The sequence below is a fragment of the Gilliamella sp. X-57 genome, assembly GCF_057063565.1.
This window is the reverse complement of sequence record NZ_JBXSQI010000013.1, coordinates 58,442-75,826: the sequence shown is the minus strand read 5'-3', so window position 1 is coordinate 75,826 and position 17,385 is coordinate 58,442. Positions and strand designations below refer to the sequence as shown.

Here is a 17,385-nt window from a genome sequence, read left to right as displayed (position 1 = left end):
GAAATGCCAAATATTATTGCTGAACAGCCAATCGAAGGAATAACAGAGAGTTTTGAATGGCTCACTGATATTATCGAGTCAAGAGACGGTCGAGAACATAGAATAATGTTGCGTTCTTTACCTAGAGTAATGTTAGATTATTCATTTATAGCGCACCCGCACAATAGAAATCGTTATCTTAATTTGCTACGTAATAATTTAACTGGGACTTGGTTGATTCCAGAATGGTTAAGGGCTGTTTACATTGGTCGAATTAATCAGGGAACAACCTTAATCAGAAATTATTTTGACAATCATGTTGATGATAACTTACTGATTTATCAGGATAGCAAAAAAAATGAAGTTGTTACATGGTTAAAATCATCAGAAATTAAATCATTAGAGTTTGTGTTCCATGCAGAACGTCAATTAAAACCTGATTTTGTTTTTGCAGAACCGCCGAATGAGAAAAAGGAAGCGATAAGTGCTGTAATCAATAATTATAAAGCTGCCTATTTATTGCCATTAAGAGAATGTTACTTAAATAGCTCTAAGTATAAAACATCGGGTTTTGATGCTCAGTTTGATGTAACTATCGAGTTGATTGAACAACCAAACTATCATAGCAAAATAATTAAAAAACCGACTTATCTTGGCATCGAGGTACTTCATAATAATTATGGCACTAACGAATCAACATTAAATAAAGATATTGATATTGTTGATTATGATGTTGGTAAAATCACTAGAATTGAACGATGGGAGCGTACAAAATTATCAAGGTCTATTAAATTTTATCTTGATGGGTTTGATGAGATAAAAAAATTTAAGGAGTTTATTTATCGAAGGGAGGGTAGAGTTAAACCATTTTGGTTATGTGATGGCGATGTAAATATATATGGTGGAAAGGTTCGTGGCAATCAGATTGTTATTCGTAACGGTCATTACAATGATTTACCATCATTTAAATATTTATCATTATTTCACGATAACGCTGTCTCTTATGCAAAAATAATTAGCATAAGCAATGATTTACATGATAAAACAATAATCGTTATCGACAAAATTATCGAACAGCCAGTCAATAAAATTAGTTGCCTAACGCTTTGTAGGTTTGATACAGACCGAGTGCAAATTGAATACGGTACAAATCAACAAGCACAATCAGATATTCAAGTAATAGAGGTTTTTGATGATCAATATTTTTAAACAATCGGAATTGTATGTTTTTAATGATGGTTTAAACACTTATCGTTATACGAGTGGTATGCGTGAGTTAAATATCGACAACAATATTTATATTAAAGAATCAATTAATCGAAGTGCAATAAAGCGTGATGCATCGTTATCTAAAAACAAAATCACTATAACCATGCCAATTACTAATGAGATTGTGCAGCAATGGATAACACCAGACATAACAAAATACCTACTAGTTGATATTTATACATTAGATAAAAAAAATTTGGTCACGATGGCTTGGAGTGGTCGGTTAACTCAAACCTCCACATCAGATAAAGAAATGACAATGACGTTCGAGTTGCTAATTACAAGGGCTGGACAAACGGGAGTAAATGATAAGGTCCAGCGAAACTGTCGGTATTCCCTATATGGTGAACGATGTGGGTTAAATCGTGATGATTTTAAAATAACAGGTAATGTCACGTCTTATAAAAATGATGTGATAACTGTTGTATTTGAAAAAGAGGTTCCGAATGGATATTTCACTGGCGGAATAGTACAAACACCACAAGGAGAACAAACATTTATTAAAGAACATAGTGAAACTTCAATCACTTTATTTAGAAAAAATCAACAGCTTATAGATAATCTAAGTAAAGGTATTGCATCAGTCATTCTCTATAAGGGATGTTTAAGAACCCTTGATTCTTGCAATACGTTTAATAACACACTTAATTACGGTGGATTTCCATACCTTCCTTTGGAGCCGCTAAATAGTGGCAATTCCATTGTTTAAAAAGGAGGTTTTATGTTTGCATTAGTTGCAGCATTGGTTGCTGTTGTTGTTGGTTTAATTGTTGGTGTGGTTGGATCGCACGGTAAAAAGAACCAACAAAAAATAGAAGCGGATGAGTTTAAAACTGGCACTTCAACCGAAGGGACAGAAATACCAATTGTTTTTGGCACAGTTAAAATAACAAATCCAATTTACACTTGGGTAGGCGATAAATCGCTTAAAGCTATTAGAAAGAAAGGCGGTAAAAAATAATGAAGTTAATTGTTAAGCGTGAAGATCTAATTGCAGCACGACAATGTAGTTCAGGTGGAAGAGCTTTTTTTAAACGTCATGGATTAGATTGGTCCGATTTTTTGAAAAATGGTATTGATGCTGAAATTTTAATAAAAATTAATGATGTAATGGCAAATCAAGTAATAGAACAAGCTAGGCGGAGAATATGGGTGGAAGCAAAAAGAAACAAACAGTAGGTTACAAATATTACGCTGGTACTAGTATGATCTTTTGCCAAGGTACGATTGATAAATTGATTAATATCAGCGTAGCAGACAGAATTGCATGGAAAGGATCGCTGCAAGATGGGACGTTATTTGTTGATAAACCATCTCTTTTCGGTGGAGAATCTAGAGAGGGTGGCTTATCTGGAAGTGTTGATGTTTATTCAGGTCACGATAAACATAGCCGGAATAGCTATCTAGCTAGCAAGATTTCGCAAATTGTACCGGCGTATCGTTATGTTGCTGGCGCAGTTTTCAAGCATTTTTATTGGGGAAATAATCCATATTTAAAAGATATAGCGGTTGTTGTACAACGCATACATTATCAAGATGCAAAAAAAACACCTCAATGGTATAACGAAAAAGCTGAAATTAGATCTGAAGGCGGACTAGGTAACACCGCGATACATTTTATTTTAGACACATCTAATAGTATGAGTGGGTCACGCATCACTGCACTAAAAACAGCAATGAAACGAGCAATTAATAATCTTGAAACTTCTATGGATCTAGCTTCGTCAAGATTAGATATACTGATCACAACATATCAAGGTGGTTCACCGCAAACTAAATTAATTAGAAAGGTATCAGAAAATGATATTTCACCTCTTTTATCATTTATTGATGACTTGAAGATTGTGGGGGGTGATAATCTCGAGTCTGTTTTAAATGCATCTGTCTCTTTTTTTAAAGAAGTAGTTAATTTTGATATGAACCGTTGTTGTATCTTCGTGAGTGACGGCGAACTAGAGAATGTCGATTCTATTAAAAATAATGATATTCATGATCTAATTAATAAATCGGGCAGATTTAATATAGCTAACGGTCGAGATGTTGATATTTATTGCATTAATGTTGGCAATCATAATGTATCTTTAAGTGCAAAGATCGACAACACACCCGAGGATGGTATCCCCGTTATTGTTGGTTCTGATTCTAGCCTAATTTATGACACAATGATGTACGCTATTAATGGTCCAAATGCAGATATGAATCCAGCACATATACTAAGAGAATTGGTGTTAAGCCAGTATACAGGATTTAATTCTCAATCAGTGCAAAATATTATTAATGAGGAGTCATTCAAGCAAGCTGCAGATATTTTTTATCAAGAAAAACTTGGGTTATCTTATCTTTGGAACAATCAGAGTAAATTTGAAGATTTAAAGAAGAACATTGAAAAAACGGTTGATTGTGTGCTTGATCAAAATGCGCAAACAAATCAGTTTGAAATAAAATTGATCAGAAATAATTACAATATTGATGAACTACCGATATTTGATAAAACAAATATTGTTAAAATTTCGGATATCAAAAAAAATATTGTCACTGAGATGATTAATTCTGTTACAGTCAATTTTATTGATAGAACAAATGATTATAAACAAGGTTCGGTCACAGTTCGTGACGATGCACTAATCACAATGGCTGGTCGAGAAAATAATACAACAGTCACGTACGATACTGTATACAGTCGTTCTTTGGCTTCTCGATTGGCTATGAGGGACTTAGCGTATTTATCTTCAGATCTTGCTTCTGTTACACTAACGCTTAATTTAGACGGTAGAATGTTGAGTCGAGGAGATGTGTTTCTATTAAATATGCCACAATTGGGATTGGGCAATGTGGTAATGCGAATAATATCTGTTGACTATGGCACACAAAAAAGTAATCAGGTAACGATTGAATGTTCCCGAGATGTGTTTTCATTGCCTACTTCATCTGTTGTTAGTACTCAACCACCTATTTCTTTACCTGCTGATAATGGTGTAGCAAAACCTGTCAAAAACTTTATTATCGTTGAATCGCCTTATTATGAACTAGTTTATAACTACGGACAAAAAGCAGTAGATCGGTTATTAGAGGGTGACAATGATTTGGCAGGACAAATTGCTTCTGCTGTTATTGATTTACCTAATGATGTGATTTTGGCGGAATTGGTCACATCGCTGTCTAATAACTTTGATAATGCAGAAAGCCTCACTGAATGTGAAATGCGAACATTAGTACAGCAAATTAACAAAATGGAATCTGTTATTACGCTGGATAATGCGCCGAGAAACAGTGAATATACGTGGATTTTAATTGATGATGAGATTCTATTTGTTGAATCATGTAATGGTAATCAATTAACTGTAAAACGAGGTTGTCTTGACACAATACCTGAAATACACAATCAAAATAGTCGAGTCTATTTTTGCGGAGGACAGTTAACGATAAAAACAGAAGACTATTACGAGGGTGACAAGGTTGATTGTCGTATCATTACAAGCACCTCAACTGGTTCACTCGATCCCAAAGATGCAACGGGGCGCGTTATTGATATTAATGGACGGGCAATACGGCCTTATCCTCCTGCTAACGTTACTATCAATGGTTGCTATTATCCTGCATCAATACTCGATAAAACAATAGACATTAACTGGTCGTCAAGAAATAGGTTACAGCAGACATCTGGTGTCATGGTCGGGTGGTATGAAGGGAATGTAACTGTTGAACCTGATGTAAAATATCGCATTGTATTGCGACATTTCACAAATACGCTTATTGATACAATAACCGAAGAACCAAGTTTTTCGTTTGATATTAGCCATCTAAAAAAAGGCGATTTATCTATTGAATTATCTAGCATCAAAAATGATTTAGAATCAAGTCAGAAATTTAGACATAGTATTATTGTGGGTAAAGATATTGAGTTTATTTTCAATAAAGAAAGACAAAACGAATTAGAATTTAAATTTGAGGATTAAAAAATGGCAAAAATTGTTATTTGCAGTGATGCAGAAGATTATGTTAAAGCGATGATTACTGCGCTTAGTGAAGATCATCAAGTATTTTTTTGTGATACGACATCACGCGATTATACTGAAAGTTATTTATCAACATTTGATCTAATTATGGATTATATAAATTCTCAAGAAAAACGTGCAGGTGAACCAATCCAAAAATGCTTTGAGAAAGGCATTCCAGTTGTAGCTGGCGGTTCGGACGGTAATAGTGGAGCTGTTACGTCGATCGGTATTTCAAATAAAATAGATTATTCGTACGGTCAACGTCATACAAAAGTTATAAATAATAAAGATGTTATATCAATAAATTATAGTAAAAAAGAAATTTCACTATATCAAAAATCAGACAAAAGCACTTGGCTTTATTATATCTTTGATGATAACAAAACAACGCCAAAAGATATGATGCCATTGGCGATTTATCGATTTGAAAGTAATTATTACGCACCTACTGTCACTTGTACTGTGTTTCGTAAAGGTGATTTAAATTTAAAAGGTCAACCTTTTGCTGCGGATTGTGCTTTTATTGGCTACCCTTTTAATGTTGAATTAACTAATGACGCGATGAATATTGTCAACGATGTTATTCATTGGTTATTAAATAAAACATACATCACTGCTAAAGTTAAAGATCAGGATGGAACTCCGCTACCAAAACAAGATGTTTATTTGCATTCCAGATTAAATGGCGACTTAATAGCAAAACACCAAAGTGACGAAAATGGAGATGTTGTCTTTAGGATCAGGCATAAATTTGATTATTACGCTATTGCGTTTGACACAAAAGGAGGCGTAAAAAACGCAGTCGCTATTGATAATATCATTGCATAATTCATATTCACATAGATCATATCACACTATCAATCTTCAACTTACAATAATCAATTGCATCATATAACATCACAAAATCGATAATATCATATTGTGCTTGTGTGTTTGATGTATGTAAATTGATAGTGTATTATTTATCGTGATCAGTGAACATAAATTCTTTCAGAAAATTCTAGTTAATCCCATACAAAAGAAGCAACGGTAAGCTAGGTTAACCTGAATTTTCTGAACCAGTCGTCGCTCACAGCGGGTATCTAAAAGATGAGTAACAGTTTGATTTTAAAAAATCTGATAAGATATTTTTCTGGAAAATTATCATCTATACAATAACTGAAGCGACAGATTCTCGAAGCAATATCAATCCCTTTCGCTATTTTTTTGATAAGGTGATTGGCAGGGATCAGCATTTCAAGTGAGATTTGCACTATTTTTTTCTTGTATTGCTGTTATTGGTTTTCTAGGCATAGTAGAAAACCTCTGTTGATTAAATATTCTTCTAATCTATTAGTTCAAAGTACTCGCTAAAGAGCGAGTACTTTGACAGCAATTTAAAAAAATGATTGTTTTTTTGTTTAATCTTTTTGATATATTAAGATTTTCTTAATTAAAATATTTATAAGCTGTACTTATTTATAAATTTAAATGAGTATCAGACGCTTTTCTTAAAATTTCGTAAATTTCGTCTTTAATTTTAAGTTTTTGTTTTTTTAATGCCTCTATTGTGTCGGTCGTATTGACAATAATGCCTGATTCAATGTTTTTAATCTTTTGATCAAGCTCATTATGTTGATCAAACAATTTTTGAAAACGTAAATCGGTATTCTTTAATTTAGAAATTATTTCTCGATATTCTGGAAACATAGCGCCTCCTTATATTAGGCTAAATAGAATAATAACAATAGCACCTATTACCAATTCAGAATACAATATTATTTGTCGCATTAATAGAAAAATTGTTTTAATAGCGAAATTATTTTTATAACAAAACTGTTTTAATCACAAATTTACTAAGGGGTTAATCCATGAGTGAATCGATTGTAATTGCCAAAAGCCATAACAAAGATTTATCTATTATAGCTTCATTAGCTAATCGTCATGGTTTAATTACTGGGGCAACGGGTACCGGCAAGACAGTTACATTACAAAAAATGGCTGAAGGTTTTTCAAAAATAGGTGTACCTGTTTTTCTTGCTGATGTTAAAGGTGATCTAACAGGAATTGGTGAAAAGGGCATATTATCTGAAAAACTACAAGCTCGCTTAGCTAGCATTGGAGTCGATAACTGGCAACCAGATTCGTCACCCATTGAATTATGGGATGTCTTTGCTGAAAAAGGGATACCTGTTCGCAGTACCGTGTCAGATATAGGACCGATTTTACTTGGTCGATTACTTGATTTAAATGACGTTCAAGCTGGTGTGTTACAGTTAGCATTTAAAATTGCGGATGATAACGGCTTATTATTAATTGATTTCAAAGATCTTCGAGCATTAATTCAATTTGTGGGTGATAATGCTAAAAAATTCACCACACAATACGGGAATATTTCGTTATCGTCAATTGGTGCAATCCAACGCGGATTGCTAACGCTCGATCAACAAGGTGCCGAATTTTTTCTGGGCGAACCGATGCTCGATATTCAAGATTTAATGCAAGTTAATCCTGAAGGTCATGGCATAGTTAACATATTGTTGGCCGACAAATTATATAACTCGCCTAAATTATATTCAGTCTTTTTATTATGGCTATTATCAGAACTTTTTGAGCATTTGCCAGAAGTTGGTGATCTTGATAAACCTAAACTTGTCTTCTTTTTTGACGAGGCTCACTTACTTTTTAATGACATTTCGCCTGCATTATTAGAAAAAATAGAGCAAGTTGTGCGCTTAATTCGCTCTAAGGGAATTGGGATTTATTTTGCCTCGCAAAACCCAAGTGATATTCCTGATACAGTTTTAGGGCAATTAGGTAATCGTGTGCAGCATGCTTTACGCGCATTTACCCCTAAAGACCAAAAAGCGGTAAAAACAGCCGCGCAAACCATGCGCACAAATCCAAGTTTTGACACTGAAAAAGCGATAATGGAATTAGGTGTTGGTGAAGCACTCATTTCGTTCTTAGATGAAAAGGGTAGTCCAAACATGGTTGAGCGTGGTTATATTATTGCACCAGGTTCAAAAATGGGATCAATGTCGCCAGACAATCAATCATCTATTATTCATCAATCCGATTTTTACAATAAATATGTGCAAACCTTAGATCGACAATCGGCTTATGAAATATTAAAAAATGGATTTCCATTAGATAACTTGTCTAACCAAAATATGAATAACGATGTAAGCAATAAGCAAAATAATGGTGGATTGCTTAATTTTTTAAGCACTGTCCTTTTTGGTAAAAAAGGACCAAAAGGAGGTCAACATGATGGTATTACTCAACAAATAGCCAAAAGTGCAACAAGGCAAGTTGTTAATCAAATTGGTAAACAGATCACCCGTGGCATATTAGGTGGTTTTAAAAAATAATAAAATTGAGCTTATTACCCCAAAAGTTAGCAAAATAGGAGTATTTTAATGTTAAAAATGTTTATGGAATGGTATAAAAAGCGTTTTAGCGACCCGCATGTTGTATCGCTAATGGCTGTTATTGTTGGCTTATTTATAATCATCTATTTTTTTAATAAAATTTTACTGCCTGTTTTAATTGCTATTGTGCTTGCTTATTTACTGGATAGACCAGTTAACTTTTTACATAAAAAAAATATTCCAAGAACTCTCGCTGTTGTGATGGTATTACTACTTTTTTTAATGGTGGTATTCGTTGGATTTATGATTTTATTACCATTAATTTGGCAACAAAGTGTTAGCTTAATTACCAATATCCCAAACATGCTCAATTTTGCTAATAATTTCCTCACCAACTTGCCTGAACACTATCCAGAATTAATCGATGTTGGTTTATTCGATTCGGTCATCCAAGGTATTACCAACAAAGTCGTGCAAACTGGTAATTCGTTGTTACAATTTTCAATTGTTTCTTTGTTAGGGATGGTATCTGTTGCGATTAATGCGGTATTAGTGCCAATAATGATGTTCTTTTTACTAAAAGATAAAGCAAAAATATGGGGATACTGCTCCAAAATCTTACCCAAAAACCGCACAATTTTAAACAAAGTTGCCGCTGAAATGGATATGCAAATATCCAATTATATTGTTGGCAATGTACTACATATTATTATTTTAACGGTTTGTGTTTATATCCCTTTTTGGTATTTTGGGTTAGATTATGGACTCTTATTAGCTGTGCTTGTCGGATTATCTGTTTTAGTGCCCTATGTTGGTATTATTATTTCAACGATTCCCGTTGTATTAATTGCACTATTTCAATGGGGTTTAACCGCGCAATTTGGTTATTTATTATTTTTCTATATTCTGATTCAAACATTAGACGGCAACTTACTCGTACCTTGCTTATTCTCTGAAAAGCTCAACTTACATCCACTTGTTATTATTTTAGCGGTAATTGTTTTTGGTGGTCTATGGGGATTTTGGGGGATATTTTTTGCAATACCTTTGGCTACATTGGTCAAAGCAATTATAAATGCTTGGCCAAAAACAGATGAGTTAAATAATAATAGTGAAGTAAAAGCAGATTAATGGTTAATCTGCTTTTGTATAAATTATTTACAGTGAGTTTTTAGATAATCTAAAATTACTTCGTGGTGATTGGATGTTTTAAAATCATTAAATACTTTTTCGATTGTACCGTCTTTGCTGATTAAAAAGCTAATACGGTGAATCCCATCATAGGTTTTACCCATAAACTCTTTTTCACCCCAAGTACCAAATGCTTGGGCGACTTCATGATTCTCATCAGAAAGCAACGTGAAATTTAATAACTCTTTTTCAACAAATCGAGATAACTTTTCTGGCTTATCGGTACTAATTCCAAGGATTGCCACATTGCATTTTTTAAACTCATCAGAACAATCGCGCAAATTACATGCTTGCACAGTGCAACCTGGCGTCATTGCTTTTGGGTAAAAATAAATTAAAACACGTTGACCTTTAAAGTCATTCAAGCCTACAAGCTCTCCATCTTGGTCTGGCAACGAAAACAGTGGTGCTTTTTCACCTTCTTTAAGTGGATTAACCATATAATTATTACCTATTTTAATAGTTTAAATTTGATCTGTTTAGGTATATTAAAAGTATTGTCATACTTTTAAATTAAGTTACTAAAAAAACGATTTGCTGCATCAATGGTGTGATTGATCTCTTTGTCTGTGTGTTTAAGTGACATGAAACCAGCTTCAAAAGCTGACGGTGCAAAATAAACACCTTCAGTTAGCATATGATGATAGAATTTTTTGAATAATTCAATATCACACTGCATAACATCTTGATAACTGGTTACTTCAGAAGCAGTTGTAAAAAACAACCCAAACATTGCACCTACATAATTCACCACTAATGGCACATTATGTTTTTTAGCGACCGATAATAATCCATCAGCAAGCGATGCAGTTTTATCTGCTAACTCTTGATAGATCCCAACTTCCATTAGCTTGGTTAAAGTTGTATAACCTGCTGCCATTGCAACGGGATTGCCTGAAAGAGTTCCAGCTTGGTATATTGGACCAGTTGGTGCTAATTGCATCATAATATTCGCACGACCACCAAAAGCTCCAACAGGCATACCACCACCAATAATCTTGCCTAAACAAGTTAAATCGGGTACCACATCATAATAATCTTGAGCACCACCAAGCGCCACTCTAAAACCCGTCATTACTTCGTCAATAATCAATAACGCACCGTATTGATCACAAAGTTCACGCAGTCCTTGTAAAAACTCTTTTTTCGCTGGAACACAATTCATATTGCCAGCAACAGGCTCAATAATAATGGCAGCTATTTCGTTAGCATATTGCTGAAATTGCTTTTTGACTGACTCTAAATTATTATAATCACAAACTAAGGTATGCTTCACGAAATCATTAGGTACACCGGGCGAAGTCGGATGTCCAAAAGTAAGCGCACCAGAACCAGCTTTAACTAACAAATAATCAGCATGCCCGTGATAACAACCTTCAAACTTAATAATTTTATCTCTGCCAGTAAAACCACGTGCAACACGAATGGCGCTCATGGTTGCCTCAGTTCCCGAATTCACCATTCGCACCATTTCAATAGAAGGCATTAATTGCGTCACTAAATTGGCAACTTTGGTTTCAATTTCGGTTGGTGCACCAAAACTTAAACCATTATGCACCGCATTAATTACCGCATTGGCTACATCAGGATCATTATGCCCAAGGATCATTGGTCCCCAAGAACCGACATAATCGATATAGGCCTTGTCGTCTACATCATAAATATATGCCCCATTTGCGCGTTCAATAAATAAAGGTGTGCCACCCACACCATTAAAAGCGCGGACCGGTGAATTAACACCGCCAGGCATAATGGACAAGGCCTGATGATAAAGCTTTTCTGATTTAAATGTATTTCGCATAATTGAGATGCTCTCTATAAGATTTTGTGGTATTTATTCATAAAATCAAAATAAATTCAAGCTAGCTATTAGAAATTTATTTAATAGAAGTTTTCTATTTTGTATTTTCATTTAGCAAGGGTATATAATGCTAAGATAAATATATTAGGAGAAGAATATGAGCGATGCTTTACCAATCAACTTTACTGATGCAGCAGCAAATAAAGTAAAATCATTAGTAACAGAAGAGGAAAACCCAAACCTTAAACTAAGAGTTTACATTACTGGTGGTGGCTGTAGTGGATTTCAGTACGGGTTTACTTTCGATGAAAAAGTCAATGAAGATGATCTAGCCATCGAAAAAAATGGCGTATCACTAGTTATCGATCCCATGAGCTTACAATATCTTGTTGGTGGCACAATCGATTATGTAGAAGGCTTACAAGGTTCTCGCTTTGTGGTTGACAATCCTAATGCAACAACGACTTGTGGTTGTGGTTCATCTTTTAGTGTTTAAGTCGTATTTAAGCTTTTTTTAAATACTAATAACACATATTGCTAAACAATAAATCCGAATTTTTTATTTTTTAAGCGGGATAGATGAATAAACCCACAAAATGTGACAAACATTGAGCAGTTAGATAATAATTTAAATTTTTTTGTTGACGGAAAATTTAAGATGGGTAAAATGCACAGCATTCAAAACGCAATTACCTTTCGGTAATAAGTTTTGAGCCCGGGTGGTGAAATCGGTAGACACAAGGGATTTAAAATCCCTCGGCCTTTTTGGCCGTGCGAGTTCAAGTCTCGCCCCGGGCACCATTAAACAAACACCTCTTACGCGGGAATAGCTCAGTTGGTAGAGCACGACCTTGCCAAGGTCGGGGTCGCGAGTTCGAACCTCGTTTCCCGCTCCAATAAAATTTTATAACATTAGTGTAGAAAAATTTATCAATATTATTGAGTTTTTATCAATATTCATAATGGTAGAACTTGTCATTATAAACAGTAGACTAATCATCTGGACAAAAATACGATCAAGATTTGATCAATCTGAAATGGGTACGGTTAATTATGATTATCCCATTGCTTTACTGAATCAGTATTATAGACTCGAATTGCATACTCTATAATATACATTTGTTTTACATAGGGATAGTTTATCTTATTGAGGCTTATTTCTTTAAAAACATCAATATTATGTCGACAAAATTGAATACGACAATCCCCATCTACTTAGCGACGCATATAATGATAGATATGAACCATCTTTTAAAATCATCAAAAAGCGTTATATCCAAGTTATTTAAAAAAATCTAATACTTGCTTTTAATTAATCTTCCTTATTTACCGATTTATTATTTAGCAAATCTAGCATAAGATTAAGAGCATCTTGTTAAATTTGTTTATGCAGACGTTGATTATTTTTGTATATCATACTAATATTAAGCAGTCTTTCAAGTAGTACCAGTACCATTAGCTTATTGGTTAAAGATGCTTTATCAGGATGATCTTCAAGCTTTGAAGAAATAAGATTTCGAATGAATTCTTTCTGTTCGGTAATGATATCCTATATGCAGGGCTAATCTTCATACATTTTTTCCGTTGCTCGCATAAATAAACAGCCGTTAAAATTCTCTTCGCAAGGCCATTTTTAATTCCATCCATTGCACTGAGGCTTAGGACAGCTTCATTAAGCTTTTCTTTGAATCTCTATATTTAAATACTTCAATTATCAGTTTGTCTTTACTACCAAAGTTATTATATAAGGTGGTTTTAGAGCATCCAGATTTATCTTTTATTTCATCGACGCCAACTTTAGCAAAACCACTTTAATAAAAGAGTTTTTCAGCTGTTTTGATGATTCGTTTGTACATTTTTTCAAAATTAAGTTGCCTAAATAAATTGCAAGATGAACAGAAATGTACGATTTTATTGAATTATCCATTATAACGAAACAGGACAAATAACTAATGAAACTCTTCTTTTTGGTTAGCGAAAAATTACCTAGTAGACCCAAATTACTTTATTTAGTACAAGGATTGTTAGGTGGTTTTTTGGCAATTTTTAACGTTAGAGTATTTGACAACATACTCTGCTAGCTATTTTATCATGGCTCTGTTTGGAACTTCGTGTGTTATTTTATTTGCAGTTTCTCAGTCTCCTTTGGCGCAGCCTAGAATATAATCTTTGGGTATTTAATATCAGCGCTTATCGGCTTATTATTTTTAAAGTTACTCGGTGACTCAGCATTAGTTATCGCCTTGGCTGTGGGATGTGCCATTGCAGCAATGCAGTTCTTTCGATATGTGCATCCGCCTGCAGCCGCTAATCCGTTAGTGATATTGTTAACACCAAGTCAAATTCATTATGATTTTAGCTTCTTACTGTTTCCGGTGTTATCGGGCTCTATCGCTTTAGCCATCATTGCGTACATTGTTAATAATCATACTGGAAAAAACTAGTGGCCACTCTATTGGTTAATAGTAAAAGCACATAAATAAGAATAAACGAATAACATCATATTTTAATTGAAATAAATAGTTAACTTTATCGAACCAGATCGCAATTCGATGTAAACAAAGGCCATCATAAATGGTGCAGGTAATTCAACAATTAGTATCCTAAGGAGTGGAAGACAATGCATTAGCGGTTGTTGCCTTGAATAATATTGCAAATAATGGTCCGCATAATGCGATCGAGTTTTTAAGTAATAATTAATCGTATTTTATCCATTAACAATAGCTTAATATTTCATCATGCCAAAATCGCATTACATAATAGAAATTAGTTATTGCAATCAAAGCAATAATCTTATAATTTATTCAAATTTTAGAGTACAATACAATTAATTACTTATCATAATAATCATGCAGTGTTTTAGATTTTCTTATAAAAAATAGACATGGATTGATTGTCAATTAAACAAAAGTTACACCGATTTTTACATAAATTATTACCCGTTTCGATACAGAAGTTTCTATTTAATTCTGCGTTTGGAATTGTAGTTCAACATATAATGTTTAGCTTGGAGAAAGGAAATGTATTTATTAGAAATGGCACCAAAATTTTTGTTAGCTTTAATTATTTTACTTGTTTATGTGAAGTTGTCAGGAAAAAGCCAAATTGCGCCAATGTCGCAGCTCGATCAGGTAGGTAGTATGGTGATTGGTGCGCTAGTTGGGGGAGCATTACTTAGCCCGACAGTATCGCCTTGGGAAGCTGCTGGGTTAGTGGCTATTTGGGCTGGTCTACTTGTTTTAATTCGTTTTATCAAATCTAAAAACTCACGCCTACGCGATGCCATAGATGGTGAACCAATCCAATTAGTGAAAAGTGGCCATTTAATCACGGATAATTTTATAAAAGCCAACTTACCGGTAAGAGATTTTGAAACTTTAGTGAATATACAAGGTATAGCTTCATTTGATGAATTGAAAGAAGTTTGGTATGAACTCAATGGTTCTTTAACCATTATCAAAAAAGGCGATAAAGATATCGCTGTACTCATCATTGAAAATGGTGCAATTAGTCAGGATAATCTTAAGCAGCTTAATAAAGATGAAGATTGGGTTAAAAGCGAAATTTCAAAACAAGGATATGAAAAAATTGATGATATTTTTTGTGCTGAATGGTTTGATAATAAATTGATTATTTATCCTTATGATGCGGTACGTGAAGGTAAAAAATAATCATTTTTTAGGGTGGATTAGCTCCACCCATTTTAGCTCAATTAATTTAGAACCATCGACTAATTAACGCAGTTGGCTATCTTTACTACCACGGCGATTATATAAGTTTGATACCTTAGTTAATTGCTTATCGATTTCTTGCTGGCAAGACAGACAATATTGCACTCCGGGTAATGCTGCTTTTCTGGCTTCAGCAATAGGTTCCCCACATGCAATACAAAAATCAGCGCTAGTAGTACCGTGATTAAGTTGCCTTCTTGCGTTTTCGATAGCATCGGCAATTGTTCCTTCGATTTGTTGATTAACGGCATCGTCAGATGCCCATCCACTCGCCATAAAAGGAAGCTCCTATAACTGAAATAGTATGTTGATGACATAGTGTTTTTTTTAATTATTTCAAGTAATATAGCTAATAAATAATCAAAAAATGACGTTATTGATTATATTGTTACAGGGTAAGCATTCGTGTATTTAATTTAACATTATCAAAATACGGAGGTTTTTATGCAGCAATATGAACAAGCAACATTTGCCGGCGGTTGTTTTTGGTGTATGGTAAAACCCTTTGATCAGTATGAGGGGGTGATCAATGTTATTTCAGGGTATACTGGTGGACATGTTGCAAACCCAACCTACCAACAAGTCTGTTCGGGTACAACAGGACATACCGAAGCGGTTCAAATCACGTTTGATCCCAAACTAATTAGTTATAAAAAGCTTTTAGATATCTTTTGGCAACAAATTGATCCAACCGATTCTCAAGGTCAATTTGCTGATCGGGGCAGTTCTTATCGTCCAGCGATTTTTTACCATAACGAATTTCAGCATAAACAAGCATTAGTGTCTAAACAAACCTTGCAAGAAAGTGGACGATTTAATAAGCCAATTGGTGTTGCGATAGAGCCTGCGGTGGCTTTTTATCCAGCTGAGGGTTATCACCAAAGTTATTACACCAAACAGCCTCAACACTATAATCAATATTACCAATTATCAGGGCGATCTGACTTTTTGGCTAGACATTGGCAAAAATCAAATAAAGGATGAACGAATGATGCAAAACTACCCACAATACAGTATCAAACAAAAATGGATCCATTGGCTAACAATGATACTTATTGTATTAGCATTTTTATTGGTGACATTTAACGTGACATTATCACACTATGTGGGGGGCATGTTTACCCTTTATATATTGCACAAATCTTTTGGCTTAGTGATTTTTGTAATCACATTATGGCGCTTTGCTGTGATTAAAAAAGAAGGTGTACCTGATGTCTTACCAAAAGAGCAAAAGTTACAACGCGCATTATCAAAATCGGTACAAGGATTTATTTATATTTTATTACTGGTAGTACCGACCTCTGGATATTTAATGAGTAGTCATTCTCTAAATGTATTTGGCATCTTATCTATTCCTGCGCTTGATATGCCGAACATGTATTATCATTTTTTTCATACTGTCCATAAAGTTAGCTCATATTTATTAGCTATGTTACTTATTTTACATATAGTTGGTGCCTTATATCATTATTTTTGGATTAAAGATAAAGTATTGCAATCTATGTTAAGCCGTGATTAATCACCATTAATTAAAACAAACAACATTAAATAACGAAGGTGACTTATGAATAAAACAATGAAAGAAAAAGCACTGTCCATATTAACACCTATGCAATATCATGTTACCCAAAAAAATGGGACAGAACCTCCATTTGAAAACGAATTTTATGCCAATCAGCAAGAAGGGCTATATGTTGATATCGTATCTGGCGAACCACTATTTACTTCATTAGATAAATTTGATTCGGGCTGTGGCTGGCCTAGCTTTTCCAAACCAATAGAAAAGGGCAATATTATTGAAAAAAAGGATACCAGTTTTGGTATGCGACGTACCGAGGTGCGATCTGCAAATGCTGACTCTCATCTTGGCCATGTTTTTAATGATGGACCAAAAGCCTTAGGGGGATTGCGTTATTGCATCAACTCAGCATCTTTACGGTTTATACCAAAAGATGAACTTGAAGATGCCGGTTATGGTCAGTATTTAAAACTATTTGATAAAGAATAAATACGGACAGAATAAAAGTAACAAAATAAAAAAACATATCATCTATATGGATGAT

General features: G+C 34.1%; 17 protein-coding genes, 2 tRNA genes and 2 pseudogenes. 16 read left to right on the top strand and 5 right to left on the bottom strand.

The annotated features are described in order from the left end of the window. Nucleotides 1–3: 3 nt before the first annotated feature. The 6 genes from ACYIAL_RS07435 to ACYIAL_RS07410 are packed head-to-tail and all read left to right on the top strand — an operon-like array spanning nucleotide 4 to nucleotide 6,074. The gene (locus tag ACYIAL_RS07435) at nucleotides 4–1,188 is read left to right on the top strand and encodes a hypothetical protein (protein ID WP_174796232.1); all 1,185 of its coding nucleotides are present in this window, start codon (nucleotides 4–6) and stop codon (nucleotides 1,186–1,188) included. Next, the gene (locus tag ACYIAL_RS07430; RefSeq protein WP_174796233.1) at nucleotides 1,172–1,957 is read left to right on the top strand and encodes a phage BR0599 family protein; all 786 of its coding nucleotides are present in this window, start codon (nucleotides 1,172–1,174) and stop codon (nucleotides 1,955–1,957) included. Before ACYIAL_RS07435 ends, ACYIAL_RS07430 begins: the two co-directional genes overlap by 17 nt. Before the next feature lie 12 nt (nucleotides 1,958–1,969). Beyond that, nucleotides 1,970–2,209: a hypothetical protein gene (locus tag ACYIAL_RS07425; protein ID WP_065638155.1), complete on the top strand. Its 240-nt coding sequence runs from the start codon at nucleotides 1,970–1,972 to the stop codon at nucleotides 2,207–2,209. Further along, nucleotides 2,209–2,427 carry a hypothetical protein gene (locus tag ACYIAL_RS07420; RefSeq protein ID WP_174796234.1) on the top strand — a complete coding sequence of 73 codons (219 nt, stop codon included), beginning with the start codon at nucleotides 2,209–2,211 and terminating at the stop codon, nucleotides 2,425–2,427. The genes ACYIAL_RS07425 and ACYIAL_RS07420 overlap by 1 nt, the downstream gene beginning before the upstream one ends. Beyond that, nucleotides 2,397–5,204: a phage tail protein gene (locus ACYIAL_RS07415; protein ID WP_174796235.1), complete on the top strand. Its 2,808-nt coding sequence runs from the start codon at nucleotides 2,397–2,399 to the stop codon at nucleotides 5,202–5,204. The genes ACYIAL_RS07420 and ACYIAL_RS07415 overlap by 31 nt, the downstream gene beginning before the upstream one ends. A gap of 3 nt (nucleotides 5,205–5,207) precedes the next feature. Beyond that, on the top strand, nucleotides 5,208–6,074 hold the full coding sequence (locus ACYIAL_RS07410; protein WP_483751340.1) for a hypothetical protein: 867 nt from the start codon (nucleotides 5,208–5,210) through the stop codon (nucleotides 6,072–6,074). A gap of 630 nt (nucleotides 6,075–6,704) precedes the next feature. Here ACYIAL_RS07410 and ACYIAL_RS07405 read toward each other — a convergent pair. Next, the gene (locus tag ACYIAL_RS07405; RefSeq protein WP_174796237.1) at nucleotides 6,705–6,935 is read right to left on the bottom strand and encodes an HP1242/YdcH family protein; all 231 of its coding nucleotides are present in this window, start codon (nucleotides 6,933–6,935) and stop codon (nucleotides 6,705–6,707) included. Nucleotides 6,936–7,096: 161 nt separating this feature from the next. Between ACYIAL_RS07405 and ACYIAL_RS07400 the strand changes: the two genes are divergently transcribed. Together ACYIAL_RS07400 and ACYIAL_RS07395 are read left to right on the top strand one after the other, a co-directional pair. Continuing rightward, nucleotides 7,097–8,599, top strand: a complete 1,503-nt coding sequence (locus ACYIAL_RS07400) for a helicase HerA-like C-terminal domain-containing protein (RefSeq protein WP_483751339.1) — start codon at nucleotides 7,097–7,099, stop codon at nucleotides 8,597–8,599. 48 nt (nucleotides 8,600–8,647) lie between these two features. Then, nucleotides 8,648–9,730, top strand: coding sequence for an AI-2E family transporter (locus tag ACYIAL_RS07395; RefSeq protein WP_174796239.1), 1,083 nt, complete (start codon nucleotides 8,648–8,650; stop codon nucleotides 9,728–9,730). A 23-nt stretch (nucleotides 9,731–9,753) separates the two neighbouring features. Here the strand turns inward: ACYIAL_RS07395 and bcp are convergent, their stop codons facing one another. Together bcp and hemL are read right to left on the bottom strand one after the other, a co-directional pair. After that, nucleotides 9,754–10,230 carry a thioredoxin-dependent thiol peroxidase gene (gene bcp / locus ACYIAL_RS07390; protein WP_065638162.1) on the bottom strand — a complete coding sequence of 159 codons (477 nt, stop codon included), beginning with the start codon at nucleotides 10,228–10,230 and terminating at the stop codon, nucleotides 9,754–9,756. Between the two features lie 68 nt (nucleotides 10,231–10,298). Further along, a complete protein-coding gene (gene hemL / locus ACYIAL_RS07385; RefSeq protein ID WP_483751338.1) occupies nucleotides 10,299–11,591 on the bottom strand; it encodes a glutamate-1-semialdehyde 2,1-aminomutase in 1,293 nt (430 codons plus the stop codon). A 157-nt stretch (nucleotides 11,592–11,748) separates the two neighbouring features. On the opposite strand from hemL, the gene erpA reads away from it, so the two are divergent. From erpA to ACYIAL_RS07370, 3 genes are all read left to right on the top strand, one after another. Further along, nucleotides 11,749–12,087: an iron-sulfur cluster insertion protein ErpA gene (gene erpA / locus ACYIAL_RS07380; RefSeq protein ID WP_034914816.1), complete on the top strand. Its 339-nt coding sequence runs from the start codon at nucleotides 11,749–11,751 to the stop codon at nucleotides 12,085–12,087. Between the two features lie 217 nt (nucleotides 12,088–12,304). Continuing rightward, nucleotides 12,305–12,392: transfer RNA gene (locus ACYIAL_RS07375), tRNA-Leu, on the top strand. A 19-nt stretch (nucleotides 12,393–12,411) separates the two neighbouring features. After that, nucleotides 12,412–12,487: transfer RNA gene (locus ACYIAL_RS07370), tRNA-Gly, on the top strand. A gap of 762 nt (nucleotides 12,488–13,249) precedes the next feature. Here ACYIAL_RS07370 and ACYIAL_RS07365 read toward each other — a convergent pair. After that, nucleotides 13,250–13,387: pseudogene (locus ACYIAL_RS07365) on the bottom strand (TetR/AcrR family transcriptional regulator); the annotation flags it as partial. Nucleotides 13,388–13,543: 156 nt separating this feature from the next. Between ACYIAL_RS07365 and ACYIAL_RS07360 the strand changes: the two are divergent. Both ACYIAL_RS07360 and ACYIAL_RS07355 read left to right on the top strand, forming a co-directional pair. Further along, nucleotides 13,544–14,035, top strand: a pseudogene (locus tag ACYIAL_RS07360) (HPP family protein). A 576-nt stretch (nucleotides 14,036–14,611) separates the two neighbouring features. After that, on the top strand, nucleotides 14,612–15,262 hold the full coding sequence (locus ACYIAL_RS07355) for a DUF421 domain-containing protein (RefSeq protein WP_483751337.1): 651 nt from the start codon (nucleotides 14,612–14,614) through the stop codon (nucleotides 15,260–15,262). Between the two features lie 63 nt (nucleotides 15,263–15,325). Here ACYIAL_RS07355 and ACYIAL_RS07350 read toward each other — a convergent pair whose 3' ends face one another. Beyond that, on the bottom strand, nucleotides 15,326–15,598 hold the full coding sequence (locus ACYIAL_RS07350) for a DksA/TraR family C4-type zinc finger protein (protein ID WP_483751336.1): 273 nt from the start codon (nucleotides 15,596–15,598) through the stop codon (nucleotides 15,326–15,328). 168 nt (nucleotides 15,599–15,766) lie between these two features. Here ACYIAL_RS07350 and msrA point away from each other — a divergent pair, with 168 nt between their 5' ends. From msrA to msrB, 3 genes are read left to right on the top strand one after another with little or no spacing between them, the layout of a single operon-like run. Then, nucleotides 15,767–16,306: a peptide-methionine (S)-S-oxide reductase MsrA gene (gene msrA / locus ACYIAL_RS07345; RefSeq protein WP_483747685.1), complete on the top strand. Its 540-nt coding sequence runs from the start codon at nucleotides 15,767–15,769 to the stop codon at nucleotides 16,304–16,306. Between the two features lie 4 nt (nucleotides 16,307–16,310). Continuing rightward, nucleotides 16,311–16,841 carry a cytochrome b gene (locus ACYIAL_RS07340; RefSeq protein WP_483747686.1) on the top strand — a complete coding sequence of 177 codons (531 nt, stop codon included), beginning with the start codon at nucleotides 16,311–16,313 and terminating at the stop codon, nucleotides 16,839–16,841. 57 nt (nucleotides 16,842–16,898) lie between these two features. Further along, nucleotides 16,899–17,330, top strand: coding sequence for a peptide-methionine (R)-S-oxide reductase MsrB (gene msrB / locus ACYIAL_RS07335; RefSeq protein WP_160432199.1), 432 nt, complete (start codon nucleotides 16,899–16,901; stop codon nucleotides 17,328–17,330). Nucleotides 17,331–17,385: the final 55 nt, after the last annotated feature.